We start from the raw sequence: 13,663 nt of genomic DNA, 5'->3' as shown, positions 1-13,663 counted from the left end.
GGTCCCAGGCTACCGCCCAACCTCTTCGTAGAGGCGTGGCGGAACGTTGAATCCGAAGATCGCACGCCCACTCGCCCAGATCACGGCCGATGCGGCGCGGAGACGGTCGATCGCGGAGTCGCCCTGGCGAGCGACGACGACCTTGGTTCCGTCGATGCGCACGACGGACCGTCCGACGGTCGCCGAGGTCTTGTCGTCGCTGAACGTCGTGACCGGGTAGGGCTCGTGCAATCCCCTGAGGTCTTGGAGGATGTAGGTGGGTCGTGACCCGGGGTCGGCCGCGAGAACGTGCTTCGCCCGGTCGATCCCCGTGAGAACGAGCACGGAGTCCATGCCGGCGGCGACCGCTCCCTTGATGTCCGTGTCGAGGCGGTCCCCGATGAAGAGCGGCTTCGTCGCGGAGAAGCGAGCGGTCGCCTCCTCGAAGATCGGGACCTCGGGCTTGCCTGCGACGATCGGCAGTCGGCCGACGGCCGTATGCACGGCGGACACGAGCGTGCCGTTGCCCGGAGCGATGCCCTGGGCTTGCGGGATCGTCCAGTCGGTGTTCGTCGCGATCCACGGCAGATCGTTCGGCTCGCGGTCCGTCTGGAGGACGAAGGCCGCCTCCGCGAGATCCGTCCAGGCCACGTCGGGCGCGAAGCCCTGCACGACGGCGGCCGGGTCGTCGGCTGCACTCCGCGTCACGACGTATCCGGCCTTCTCGAGTTCGGAGACGAGGCCGTCGCCACCCACGACGAGCACGGTCGATCCGGCCGGCGCGTGGTCCTTGAGCAGTCGCATCGCGGCCTGCGGGCTCGTCACGATGTCGTTCGCCGTGGGATGCAGTCCGAGTTCGCGCAGGTGCGCCGCAACGGTCTCGTCGGTGCGGGACGCGTTGTTCGTGATGAAGCCGAGCCGGCGGGATTCCGCTGCCCGGTTCAGGCTCTCGATGGCGTGTGGGATGGCGCCGGCCCCGGCGTACACGACACCGTCGAGGTCCGCGAGGACGACGTCGACGCCGTCGAGCGGGGTGGGATCAGTCTTCGTCCGGCCGAACAACGCCATTCGCATCCTCCTGAGTGTCGGTGTCGGAATCGGTGTCGATCTCGGACGCATCGTCATCGACGGACGAGCCCTCGATCGTGACGCTCTCGGACCCGAAACCGCCTGGGACGGTGTCTTCGGAGGCCGCGGCGTCTCCGTCGGCAGAGTCACGCTCCTCGGCGTGGAGCTCGTCACCCTCGAGTTCCTCGGCATCCAGTCCCCCGGCGTCGAGCTCCTCGGTGTGGACTTCGTCGACGTCGGGTCCTTCGGCATCGAGCTCGTCGACGTCGGGCAGATCGTCACCGACGGGACCCGACTCGTCAGCGGGCGTTTCGCCCTCGTCGCCGATCTCCTCGATGATCTCGATGGTCTCGTCCTCGTCCGGTCCGTCGCCGAAGAGCTCAGCGGCGACGGTCGCGCGGCGACGCCAGACGGCGGCCTCGTCGTCGCGACCGAGTTCCCCGAGCACCTCGGCGTACGCATCGTAGAGGGCAGCGCTGTAGCTGAAGGCGCGATCGGGGTCGAGCTGCGGAATCTCGAGCTCACCCAGCGCGAGCTCGGGCGAGCCGAGGTCGAGCCGCGCACCCGACATCGCGATCGCGAGGGAGACCTGGCTCGCCGGCGTGAGCGTGGATCTGTCGACGGAGCGACCGAGCTCGAGTGCCTTCTCCGGACGCCCCACGCCGCGCTCGCTGTCCACCATGAGCGGCAGCTGCTCGTCCGAGCCGCTGATGCGTCGGAAGGTGCGCAGCTCTCGGAGGGCGAGGGCGTAGTCGCCGGTCTCGTAAGCCGTGATCGCAAGTGACTCGCGGACGACGGCGATCCGTCCGGCACGCCGAGCAGCGCTCATCGCGTGGCGGTGGGCGAGCTCGGGGTCCTCATCGATGAGACGGGATGCCATCACGAGGTGCTTCGCGACCCAGTCGGCGTTCTCCTTGGAGAGCGTCTTGAGTTCGTTGCGCGCGACCTTGTCGAGATCACGGGGTTGCACGTCCTCCGGCACCTCCGGATCATCGTGACGCGGACGGACGGAACGCAGCTCCCGCTGGAGGATCTCCTCCTCCGTCAGTTCCCGCTCGAAACGGTCATCGCGCCCGAAACCGCCCGAACGACCGCGATCCGCCGATCCCCGATCGGGACGACCGCCGCGGTCGGAGTATCCCCCGCGCTCCGGCCGTCCGCCGCGGTCCGACGCGGACCGCGCGCCCCGGTCGGGCGAATTTCCCCGGTCGGGCCGTCCTCCCCGCTCGGGGTAGCTCCCGCGGCCGGCCGATGCCCCGCGGCTCGGGCGGTCCGAGGAACCGCCCCGATCGGAGCGTGCTCCGTAGGATCCACGATCGGACGTACCATCACGACGCGGCCGATCGCCATCGCGCTCGGGCCGGGCACCGCGGTCGAACGATCCACCCCTGTCGGGGCGGCGTTCCTGCGCGCCGCCGGAACGGTCGAAACGGTCCCCGGTCGGACGATCGCCGTTGCGCTGCGGTCGCCCGTCGCGTGGGGGACGCGGAGACCACTCACGGTTCGGTCGGTCAGGACGATCGCCCGACGGGCGTGTGTCACGCCCCGAGTCGGGTCGTCCGCCACCGCCGAAACGGGGACCCCGATCACCGTCGCCGCGAGCTCCGCGCTGGGGCCCACCGCTCGACGGTCGACGGTCACCGGTCGACGGTCGCTCGCCGTCTCGGGCACCGCGCCGGTCGTCCCCTCCGTACGAGCGATTGCCGCTCGAGGGGCGCCGGTCGTCCCCACGGGGCGGACGTGAATCGCCATCCCTCGATGGACGGCGGTCGTCGCCCCGGTACGGACGTGCGTCGTTCGATCGAGGCGGCCGGCGGTCGTCGTCGCCGTACGAACGCGCACCGCCACTCGGCGGGCGACGATCTTCGCCTCGGGGAGATCTGCGGTCATCGCCGGAAGAAGGCCGGCGGTCCTCGCGACCGCCTTGGCGGGCGCGAGGACCGCCGCCATCGCGGCGCGGGCCGCGGGCGCCATCGGCGCCGCGGTCCGGCCGCCGATCGCGTCCCGTGTTGCTGTCGCGACCTGCATTGCTGTCGCGCCCGGCTCCGTCGCCGCGCGCTCCCCTGGAGCGATCGTTGCGCTCGTCGTCTGTCTCGCTCATGAAAGTCTCCAGGGTCTTCTCGTCGGACGGGACATTCGAGTCCCGCTGTTCCGGCCCGTTAACGCAAAATGGCCACCCAGCAATGGGTGGCCATTTCAACGAAGAAGTCCGGCGGTGTCCTACTCTCCCACAGGGTCCCCCCTGCAGTACCATCGGCGCAGAGAGTCTTAGCTTCCGGGTTCGGAATGTAACCGGGCGTTTCCCTCTCGCTATGGCCGCCGAAACACTATTGATGTATCAAAGTGAACGTACTAGCTGTTAGCTAGATCAGTTCTCGACCGTACATCGAGAACCACTCAGTGGACGCGGGCATCAGGCCACTCATACCAGCCTTACAACAGTATGAGTGTAGTGATTATCAAATCATCGGCTTATTAGTACCGGTCAGCTCCGAGGGTCTTTAGTCCCCTCTTCCACATCCGGCCTATCAACCCAGTAGTCTGGCTGGGAGCCTCTCGCCCGAAGGCACGGAAATCTCATCTTAAGGCCGGCTTCCCGCTTAGATGCTTTCAGCGGTTATCCATCCCGAACGTAGCTAATCAGCGGTGCTCTTGGCAGAACAACTGACACACCAGAGGTTCGTCCAACCCGGTCCTCTCGTACTAGGGTCAGATCCTTTCAAATTTCCAACGCGCGCAGCGGATAGGGACCGAACTGTCTCACGACGTTCTAAACCCAGCTCGCGTACCGCTTTAATGGGCGAACAGCCCAACCCTTGGGACCTACTCCAGCCCCAGGATGCGACGAGCCGACATCGAGGTGCCAAACCATGCCGTCGATATGGACTCTTGGGCAAGATCAGCCTGTTATCCCCGAGGTACCTTTTATCCGTTGAGCGACAGCGCTTCCACAAGCCACTGCCGGATCACTAGTCCCGACTTTCGTCCCTGCTCGACTTGTCAGTCTCACAGTCAAGCTCCCTTGTGCACTTACACTCGACACCTGATTGCCAACCAGGTTGAGGGAACCTTTGGGCGCCTCCGTTACTTTTTGGGAGGCAACCGCCCCAGTTAAACTACCCATCAGGCACTGTCCCTGAACCGGATTACGGTTCTAAGTTAGACATCCAGAGTGACCAGAGTGGTATTTCAACAACGACTCCACCGACACTAGCGTGCCAGCTTCAAAGTCTCCCACCTATCCTACACAAGCCACACCGAACACCAATACCAAACTGTAGTAAAGGTCACGGGGTCTTTCCGTCCTGCTGCGCGTAACGAGCATCTTTACTCGTAGTGCAATTTCGCCGAGTTCGCGGTTGAGACAGCTGGGAAGTCGTTACGCCATTCGTGCAGGTCGGAACTTACCCGACAAGGAATTTCGCTACCTTAGGATGGTTATAGTTACCACCGCCGTTTACTGGGGCTTAAATTCTGAGCTTCGCCGAAGCTAACCCTTCCTCTTAACCTTCCAGCACCGGGCAGGCGTCAGTCCGTATACATCGTCTTGCGACTTGGCACGGACCTGTGTTTTTAGTAAACAGTCGCTTCCCACTGGTCTCTGCGGCCCTGCAGCGCTTCCCGGAGTAAATCCGTTGACGCCTTAGGCCCCCCTTCTCCCGAAGTTACGGGGGCATTTTGCCGAGTTCCTTAACCACGATTCTCTCGATCTCCTTGGTATTCTCTACCTGACCACCTGTGTCGGTTTGGGGTACGGGCAGCTGGAACCTCGCGTCGATGCTTTTCTTGGCAGCATAGGATCATCAGATCTTGCACTTGCGTGCTCCCCTTAAGTTCTCAGCCTTATATGAGAGACGGATTTGCCTATCTCTCGGCCTACAACCTTGGCCTGGGACAACCATCGCCCAGGACTGACTACCTTCCTGCGTCACACCTGTTAATACGCTAACCGCACCAGACGGGTTCGAGCGTTAGACCGGAAGCGTCATCCCCGAAGGGAATCAGTCGTCCGGGTTAGGACTCTTAGCACTACTGGATTGGCTTGGGCGGTTCTTCGCCGGTACGGGAATATCAACCCGTTGTCCATCGACTACGCCTGTCGGCCTCGCCTTAGGTCCCGACTTACCCAGGGCGGATTAGCCTGGCCCTGGAACCCTTGGTCTTTCGGAGGACGGGTTTCTCACCCGTCTTTCGCTACTCATGCCTGCATTCTCACTCGTGTGGCGTCCACGGCTGGTTCACACCGCCGCTTCACTCGCCACACGACGCTCTCCTACCCATCAACACGGCTGGACCACGAAGGCCTACCAATAATGTCAATGCCACAACTTCGGTGGCGTGCTTGAGCCCCGTTACATTGTCGGCGCGGAATCACTTGACCAGTGAGCTATTACGCACTCTTTCAAGGGTGGCTGCTTCTAAGCCAACCTCCTGGTTGTCTGTGCAACTCCACATCCTTTCCCACTTAGCACGCGCTTTGGGACCTTAGTTGGTGGTCTGGGTTGTTTCCCTCTCGACAATGAAGCTTATCCCCCACTGTCTCACTGCTGCGCTCTCACTTACCGGCATTCGGAGTTTGGCTGACGTCAGTAAGCTTTTGGGCCCCATCGGCCATCCAGTAGCTCTACCTCCGGCAAGAAACACGCAACGCTGCACCTAAATGCATTTCGGAGAGAACCAGCTATCACGAAGTTTGATTGGCCTTTCACCCCTATCCACAGCTCATCCCCTCAGTTTTCAACCTAAGTGGGTTCGGTCCTCCACGACGTCTTACCGTCGCTTCAACCTGGCCATGGATAGATCACTTCGCTTCGGGTCTAGGACATGCGACTGAATCGCCCTATTCAGACTCGCTTTCGCTACGGCTTCCCCTCACGGGTTAACCTCGCCACATATCGCTAACTCGCAGGCTCATTCTTCAAAAGGCACGCTGTCACCCCTACAAGGAGGCTCCAACGGTTTGTAAGCAAACGGTTTCAGGTACTATTTCACTCCCCTCCCGGGGTACTTTTCACCTTTCCCTCACGGTACTTGTCCGCTATCGGTCATCTGGGAGTATTTAGGCTTATCAGGTGGTCCTGACGGATTCACACGGGATTTCTCGGGCCCCGTGATACTTGGGATACTCTCCGCACGATTGCCGCATTTCGACTACGGGGTTTGCACCCTCTATGACTGGCCTTTCAATGCCATTCGTCTATACGACGTTCTAATGCTGACCGCTTATCAGCGCGGTCTGGAAAGTCCCACAACCCCGAACGTGCAACGCCTGATAGCTATCACACACGCTCGGTTTAGCCTGTTCCGATTTCGCTCGCCACTACTTTCGGAATCACTGTTGTTTTCTCTTCCTGTGGGTACTGAGATGTTTCACTTCCCCACGTTCCCTCTACCCGCCCTATATATTCAGGCGGGAGTCACTGGGTCACCTTGCGGGCCCAGCGGGGTTTCCCCATTCGGAAATCCTCGGATCAAAGCTTGTTTATCAGCTACCCGAGGCTTATCGCAGATTACTACGTCCTTCTTCGGCTCCAGATGCCAAGGCATCCACCGTTTGCTCTTAAAGATTTGAAATCACATGAGTTTGAATCGATTTCTCTAAAGAAATTGACCAATGATCTACGACCCTCCGAAGAGGGTCTTTGATCTTTGTGACTCAGACTCGAAAGTCTGAATCTAAGATGCTCGCGTCCACTGTGTAGTTCTCAAAGTACGGGCGGTGCCCTTCATGCCGGCAAGTGATGCCAACACAAAAGGCCCAGAGGTGCAGTCTGGATCTTACGATCCATCCCGGTCCCTCAGGACCCAACAGCGTGCATATGAAGCGGTTCCGAGGTCGATCGGTTCCAACCGGCAAGCCGGCGTACTGTGATCTCGCTCTTCAGCGCTTCATCAATGTCAATGTTCCACCCATGAGCTTCCAGTCGAGGACATTCGCCTCGAAGCTGGCTCTGGACTCGACCGCCGAAGCGAGCGAGTCAGATGCTCCTTAGAAAGGAGGTGATCCAGCCGCACCTTCCGGTACGGCTACCTTGTTACGACTTAGTCCTAATTACCGATCCCACCTTAGACAGCTCCTTCCACAAGGGTTAGGCCACTGGCTTCGGGTGTTACCGACTTTCATGACTTGACGGGCGGTGTGTACAAGGCCCGGGAACGTATTCACCGCAGCGTTGCTGATCTGCGATTACTAGCGACTCCGACTTCATGAGGTCGAGTTGCAGACCTCAATCCGAACTGAGACCGGCTTTTTGGGATTCGCTCCACCTTACGGTATTGCAGCCCTTTGTACCGGCCATTGTAGCATGCGTGAAGCCCAAGACATAAGGGGCATGATGATTTGACGTCATCCCCACCTTCCTCCGAGTTGACCCCGGCAGTCTTCCATGAGTTCCCACCATTACGTGCTGGCAACATAGAACGAGGGTTGCGCTCGTTGCGGGACTTAACCCAACATCTCACGACACGAGCTGACGACAACCATGCACCACCTGTATACCGACCTTGCGGGGCGACTGTTTCCAGACGTTTCCGGTATATGTCAAGCCTTGGTAAGGTTCTTCGCGTTGCATCGAATTAATCCGCATGCTCCGCCGCTTGTGCGGGCCCCCGTCAATTCCTTTGAGTTTTAGCCTTGCGGCCGTACTCCCCAGGCGGGGAACTTAATGCGTTAGCTGCGACACGGAGACCGTGGAATGGTCCCCACATCTAGTTCCCAACGTTTACGGCGTGGACTACCAGGGTATCTAATCCTGTTCGCTCCCCACGCTTTCGCTCCTCAGCGTCAGTTACGGCCCAGAGATCTGCCTTCGCCATCGGTGTTCCTCCTGATATCTGCGCATTCCACCGCTACACCAGGAATTCCAATCTCCCCTACCGCACTCTAGTCTGCCCGTACCCACTGCAGGCGCGAGGTTGAGCCTCGCGTTTTCACAGCAGACGCGACAAACCGCCTACGAGCTCTTTACGCCCAATAATTCCGGACAACGCTTGCACCCTACGTATTACCGCGGCTGCTGGCACGTAGTTAGCCGGTGCTTTTTCTGCAGGTACCGTCACTTTCGCTTCTTCCCTGCTAAAAGAGGTTTACAACCCGAAGGCCGTCGTCCCTCACGCGGCGTTGCTGCATCAGGCTTTCGCCCATTGTGCAATATTCCCCACTGCTGCCTCCCGTAGGAGTCTGGGCCGTGTCTCAGTCCCAGTGTGGCCGGTCACCCTCTCAGGCCGGCTACCCGTCGTCGCCTTGGTGGGCCGTTACCTCACCAACTAGCTGATAGGCCGCGAGTCCATCCTTGACCAAAATTCTTTCCAACCGCAGAAGATGCCTTCGCGGTTCATATCCGGTATTAGACGTCGTTTCCAACGCTTATCCCAGAGTCAAGGGCAGGTTACTCACGTGTTACTCACCCGTTCGCCACTGATCCAGAGGAGCAAGCTCCTCTTTCACCGTTCGACTTGCATGTGTTAAGCACGCCGCCAGCGTTCGTCCTGAGCCAGGATCAAACTCTCCGTAAATGTTTATTTGCACGGACGCAAGCGTCCGGCACATTTTGTGTACCGTCCCACCGGAATGGGTAGGAGCGATACGAGTTCGAAACTGACAGAACAAATCATTACTGACTTGCTTTGTTGTTCAATATTTTTCCAAAGGAATCTCACGACCCGCCGACCGAAGTCGGCGTCTGACTTGCGTCAGTGATGTTGACTAATGTCACCACAGTCACGAGGTTTTTGGCATTTGACATTGTGCACGCTGTTGAGTTCTCAAGGATCGGGCGCTCCCGCCGAACTACCTTCCGGCAGCCGTTCGGGGCAACTTTTCTACCTTACCACTTCGTTCTGCGGTGTCAAATTCGCTTCCGTTTGTCGGAGCTGTTGAAACAGCGGAGACAAACGAGTGGGGCATTTGACATGCTCCGGAGTGGATTTCTTACCCTAGCCAAGTGAGGCGATCACTACGAGAGGATCAGCGTATTAGGCTTTGGATTTTGTGGCTGCTACTTGGGGTTCGGAGCTGAGCTAGCTAGTGATTTTGACTCACTCGCTGCTTCCCGCTTTCCGTTCCGCTCGGGGCAACAAGGAAGACATTACGTGGGTCCTGGGGGTCTGGCAAATTGCGCTTGCATCCCGGGCGTGTCGCGGCCGACTTCCGCGGAATCACGCGGATCTTGCTCCCCGTACGCCGATCCGGCATCGAGGGTCGCGCCCTCATGGACGGTTGAGGACCCGCTCGTAGATGCCGATCATCCGCCGCGTCTGAGCGCTCTGGAGGAGCCCTTCCCCCGTGATCGCGGGGATCGGCGACACCTCCCCCGCGCGAACGGCTGCCGACACCTGCGCGATGATCTCTCCGAGGGCTTCGACCGAACCGTCGCGCGGCTGCCAATACGCACCGGCCGGAAGCTCACCGGCGATGGACGGATCACTGACGATGGACCGCGTCCCTACGACGGTCGCCTCGAAGACGGTCATCCCCTGCGTCTCGAAGCCGATGGAGGTCTGCACGAGAGCGTCCGCCCCCGCCATGGCGAGGAGCGACTCCCGGTACGGGACCCGACCGGCGAAGACGACGGTGTCCTGCAGACCATGTCGCGCGACGAAGGCCTTCGCCTTCGACAGGAGGAGGCCGGCCCCGTACAGACGGAACTCGGCGTCGGCACCCGACAGCCGGACGGCCTCGAGGAATTCCATGAGTCGCTTCTCCGCGCTCATCCGCCCGATCCACAGGAAGACGGGGCGGCGGCCCCCCGGCACCTTCGCCGTCCCGCGCGCTGTCGCCGCCTCGGCGAGCACGTCACCGACGAGGTCGTCGTCGACTCCCGTCGAGACGACCTCGATGTCCGAGCCCACACCCTTCCGCTCGAGCAGTGCCGCGAAGTGTCGGCTCGGTGCCACGAGAGCCGACGCGCGAACCGCGAGCTCGTCGAGGTAGCGCCAGGCGCTCGTAGGGAGGGTCGAACGACGCGGCTTCAAGACCAGGCCCTGCGCCCACACCATCGCGCGGACGGCGAGAGCGGGGAACGGCACGACCTGTTCGATCCCGAACTCCACGTGGTTGTGGAACGTGTGCACCACCGGAAGCCCGTGCCGCTCGGCGAAGCGGTACCCGATCGCCGCCTGCCAGAAGTCGGCCTGCACGTGCACCACGTCGACGGGCGGCCGGGTGGCCATCGCCCGATCCAGCGCGGCGTCCGACCGGCGTCCCGGCAGAGAAGCCGAGTACTCGCGATCGAGGGTGATCGGAATGGACCGTGTATCGACGTCGTGGGGATCCGATCGGTGGGGAGCATGCATGCGCGGTGCGCAGACCGTGACGGTGTGACCGAACCGCTCGAGGAACCTGGTCTGCAGCCGGATCGAGACCTGGACGCCTCCGGCCGACTCGGCGTGCTGGTCGCTCACGATCAGGATGTGCATGATGCCCTCAGGCTATGGGCGGGTGCTCACGCCGGAACGGAGGACGGGCCGTTCATGCCGTTCCCCGTTTCCACATCGGGGGAGGCGGCCTCCTCGAGCGCCGCGATGAGGAGCTCCTGCACGTAGCCGAGCCAATCGAAGACGCCGCGGGCGAGGACGTCCTCGTCCGAGAGCACGTCGGGGTCTGGCTCATCGGCGAACGCGTCGGGGTCGTCGACGACGCCGAGGCGCGCGGCGATCGTCAGGCGCAGATCGGTGAGATGACGCAGCCATGACCAGCCGGCCTCCACATCGAGGACGACGTCGCCGCCGCCGAGTGCGCTCTGGACGGCGGACGCGGCCGCGACCTTGGAGACCGCGAGGTCCGCTCGTGTGTACCGGCTGAACTCCGCCGAAGCCTCGTGGTCGTCACGATAGGCGTCGGGGAAGAGACGACGGATCGCCGGATCGCCGGCGAGCGAGGGATCGTCTGCGCCACCGACAAGCTCGGCGAACTGCTGCGACAAGGACAGGAGGATGTCCGTCTCCGCCTCGTCGAACCGCGCGAGGACGTGACCGTCCGCTGTCACTGCGAAGGCGCTCACGCGTCGGCCTTCGTCATGCTCGCCCAGAGCCCGTAGCCGTGCATCGCCTCGACGTGGCGCTCCATCTCCTCGCGGTTGCCGGTGGCCACGACCGCTCGTCCGTCGTTGTGGACGAGGAGCATGAGCCGTTCGGCCTCCTCGGTCGGGAAGCCGAAGTAGCTGCGGAACACGAACGAGACGTACGACATCAGGTTGACGGGGTCGTTCCACACGATCGTGACCCACGGCGACGCGAGGGCGGACTCGACCACGATCTCGGTATCCCGATCGAGGTCGGTGTCGGAGAGCGTCGGAGTCACGCATCAAGCCTGTCATGCCGGGCCGCCTCGCGCACGCGCGCGGCGCGCACGCACCCGAGCGCACGCCTCCGGGCGATCCTTCAGGTTCGGCCACTATGTTGATCGGCGCAAGGGGAGTAATCCACTGCGACGACTTCGTCAGTACGGGCCCGCCGTCGGGTTCCCGGAGCGTCGGCCTCAGCACCATCCACGACCAGGGTCAGTCCCCGTCGGACCGCGTCATATGACACAGGTCCGCGGCGGACCGCAACCGGTCGGGACGGCGCGGAGGCGGGTGAGACCTTGGTCTCATTCGCCGACCCCCCGGAGACCCTTGTGAACGTCACACCCACCATCTGGTTGATCACCATCGCGGTGACCATCGCCTTCTTCGTGTACGAATTCTTCGCGCACGTCCGCAAGCCCCACGAACCGAGCATCGGCGAGTCCGCTCGCTGGTCGGCCTTCTACATCGGCCTCGCCCTGCTCTTCGGCGTGGGGATCGGCGTCGTCTCGGGCTGGACCTTCGGCGGCGAGTACTTCGCCGGCTACCTCACGGAGAAGGCGCTGTCGATCGACAACCTGTTCGTGTTCCTCATCGTGATGAGCGGCTTCGCCGTGCCGAAGGCGTACCAGCAGAAGGTGCTGATGATCGGCATCATCATCGCGCTCATCCTGCGCGGCATCTTCATCGCCGTCGGCGCGACCCTGATCGACAACTTCTCCTGGATCTTCTACATCTTCGGCGCGCTCCTCCTCGTGCTCGCCTACCGCCAGGCGTTCAGCGACCACGAGAGCGACCCGGCCAACGGACGGTTCGTGAAGTTCGCCCGCCGCGTCCTGCCCATCACGGACGACTACCACGGCGACAAGATCTCGGTGAAGCTCGACGGCAAGCGGTTCTTCACCCCGATGCTGCTCGTGATCCTCGCCATCGGCGTGATCGACCTCGTCTTCGCGGTCGACTCGATCCCCGCCATCTACGGTCTCACCGAGCAGGCGTACATCGTGTTCACGGCGAACGCCTTCGCCCTCATGGGGCTGCGGCAGCTGTTCTTTCTCATCGGCGGACTGCTCGAGCGCCTCGTCTACCTGGCCCAGGGCCTCGCCGTCATCCTCGCCTTCATCGGCGTGAAGCTCGTGCTCCACGCGATGCACGTGAACGAGCTCCCGTTCATCAACGGCGGCGAGCCGATGCTGTGGGCTCCGGAGATCCCGATCTGGTTCTCGCTCGCCTTCATCGGTCTGACGATCGCGGTCGCGACGGTGCTGAGCCTCCGCAAGACCCGGGGCGACAAGATCGGCCCGCCCGACGACGACGCCACGCCTCCCGCCGGCGGTTCCGCCGTGAGCTCGGGCTCCACCGAGCGGTAACTGTCACTCCGGCCCACCGGTCGGCGATGTGCGGGCTTCGGTCCCCGAGACGCGTTTCTCGGGATCGAGGCCCGCACTTCTGTGTCAGGGGCTTCGCGTTTCGAGGGTTCCGGAGGCGGAGGGCGCCTTCGGCGGGTAGACGAACGTCACGAGCACCACCGAGATCATCATGAGGAGGAACCACGCGACGAGCTTCGTGAGCGGGACGAGCTCCCATCCCGCCTCCTGATGGGGATAGATCCACGCGCCGGCAGCCGTCCCGATGTTCTCGGCGATCCAGATGAAGAGCGCGACGAGCAGGAACGACAGCAGCACGGGCATGCGGAACGTCGACCGGAACACATGGAAGTGCATGACGCTCCGTGCATAGACGAGCACGATCGCGAGCACGAGGACCCACCGCACGTCGACGACGTAGTGGTGCGTGAAGAAGTTCACGTAGATGGCCGCCGCGACGACCGCGGTGATCCAGATGCGGGGATACCGCGCGAACCGCAGGTCGAACAGGCGGTACACCCGCACCATGTACGAACCGACGGCCGCGTACATGAAGCCGCTGAAGAGCGGGACGGCGCCGATGTGCAGGACGCCCCCGTCCTCGTAGCTCCACGAGCCGACGCTCGTCTTGAAGAGCTCCATCCCCGTCCCCACGATGTGGAAGATCACGATCACCCAGAGCTCTCGCCCGGATTCCAGCCGCCCCACGAGCATGCCGACCTGGATCGCGACGGCCGCGAGGACGAGGAGGTCGTTGCGTGCGAGCGCCGCGTCGTCCGGATACCAGAGCCGCGCAGCCACGATCACGAGGAGGAGCAGCGCCCCGAAGACGCACGCCCACGCCTGCTTCGCGCCGAAGACGAGGAACTCCACGAGCCGCGCCCGCGCTCCCCGTTCGGGAGCGTCGGCGAGCATGCGGTGCGCGAGGGCCTCGATGCGCTCCTCGACCGGCGTGTACCGCGCCAC

7 protein-coding genes and 3 rRNA genes are annotated in these 13,663 nt (G+C 62.5%); 1 reads left to right on the top strand and 9 read right to left on the bottom strand.

What is annotated here, in order from left to right; genetic code table 11:
• Positions 1-9: 9 nt before the first annotated feature.
• The 8 genes from CLV49_RS10315 to clpS all read right to left on the bottom strand — a co-directional run bounded on the left by CLV49_RS10315 (position 10) and on the right by clpS (position 11,302).
• Positions 10-1,047, bottom strand: a complete 1,038-nt coding sequence (locus CLV49_RS10315) for an HAD-IIA family hydrolase (protein WP_106563468.1) — start codon at positions 1,045-1,047, stop codon at positions 10-12.
• Positions 1,019-2,017 carry a hypothetical protein gene (locus tag CLV49_RS10310; protein WP_243696616.1) on the bottom strand — a complete coding sequence of 333 codons (999 nt, stop codon included), beginning with the start codon at positions 2,015-2,017 and terminating at the stop codon, positions 1,019-1,021. Before CLV49_RS10310 ends, CLV49_RS10315 begins: the two co-directional genes overlap by 29 nt.
• Positions 2,018-3,254: 1,237 nt before the next feature.
• Positions 3,255-3,371, bottom strand: a 5S ribosomal RNA gene (rrf, locus tag CLV49_RS10305).
• A 131-nt stretch (positions 3,372-3,502) separates the two neighbouring features.
• A 23S ribosomal RNA gene (locus CLV49_RS10300) occupies positions 3,503-6,621 on the bottom strand.
• A gap of 419 nt (positions 6,622-7,040) precedes the next feature.
• Positions 7,041-8,562: ribosomal RNA gene (locus CLV49_RS10295) — 16S ribosomal RNA — on the bottom strand.
• The 16S, 23S and 5S rRNA genes sit together here, the layout of an rRNA operon.
• Before the next feature lie 693 nt (positions 8,563-9,255).
• Positions 9,256-10,464 (bottom strand): glycosyltransferase, encoded by a 1,209-nt coding sequence (locus CLV49_RS10290; protein WP_106563467.1) that lies wholly within the window; start codon positions 10,462-10,464, stop codon positions 9,256-9,258.
• 26 nt (positions 10,465-10,490) lie between these two features.
• The gene (locus CLV49_RS10285; RefSeq protein WP_106563466.1) at positions 10,491-11,048 is read right to left on the bottom strand and encodes a DUF2017 family protein; all 558 of its coding nucleotides are present in this window, start codon (positions 11,046-11,048) and stop codon (positions 10,491-10,493) included.
• Positions 11,045-11,302, bottom strand: coding sequence for an ATP-dependent Clp protease adapter ClpS (gene clpS, locus CLV49_RS10280; RefSeq protein ID WP_243696706.1), 258 nt, complete (start codon positions 11,300-11,302; stop codon positions 11,045-11,047). Before clpS ends, CLV49_RS10285 begins: the two co-directional genes overlap by 4 nt.
• 360 nt (positions 11,303-11,662) lie before the next feature.
• Between clpS and CLV49_RS10275 the strand changes: the two genes are divergently transcribed.
• A complete protein-coding gene (locus CLV49_RS10275; protein WP_106563464.1) occupies positions 11,663-12,700 on the top strand; it encodes a TerC family protein in 1,038 nt (345 codons plus the stop codon).
• Positions 12,701-12,784: 84 nt separating this feature from the next.
• Here CLV49_RS10275 and CLV49_RS10270 read toward each other — a convergent pair whose 3' ends face one another.
• The gene (locus CLV49_RS10270; protein WP_243696617.1) at positions 12,785-13,663 is read right to left on the bottom strand and encodes a DUF817 domain-containing protein; all 879 of its coding nucleotides are present in this window, start codon (positions 13,661-13,663) and stop codon (positions 12,785-12,787) included.

Source organism: Labedella gwakjiensis (assembly GCF_003014675.1).
GTDB lineage: Bacteria > Actinomycetota > Actinomycetes > Actinomycetales > Microbacteriaceae > Labedella > Labedella gwakjiensis.
This window is presented reverse-complemented; position numbering and strand designations above follow the sequence as displayed.

What these genes read in the sequence shown, in the direction of transcription:
- CLV49_RS10315 (WP_106563468.1), bottom strand. Translation starts at nt 1,047, where the DNA reads ATGGCGTTGTTCGGCCGGACGAAGACTGATCCCACCCCGCTCGACGGC.
- CLV49_RS10290 (WP_106563467.1), bottom strand. Translation starts at nt 10,464, where the DNA reads ATGCACATCCTGATCGTGAGCGACCAGCACGCCGAGTCGGCCGGAGGC.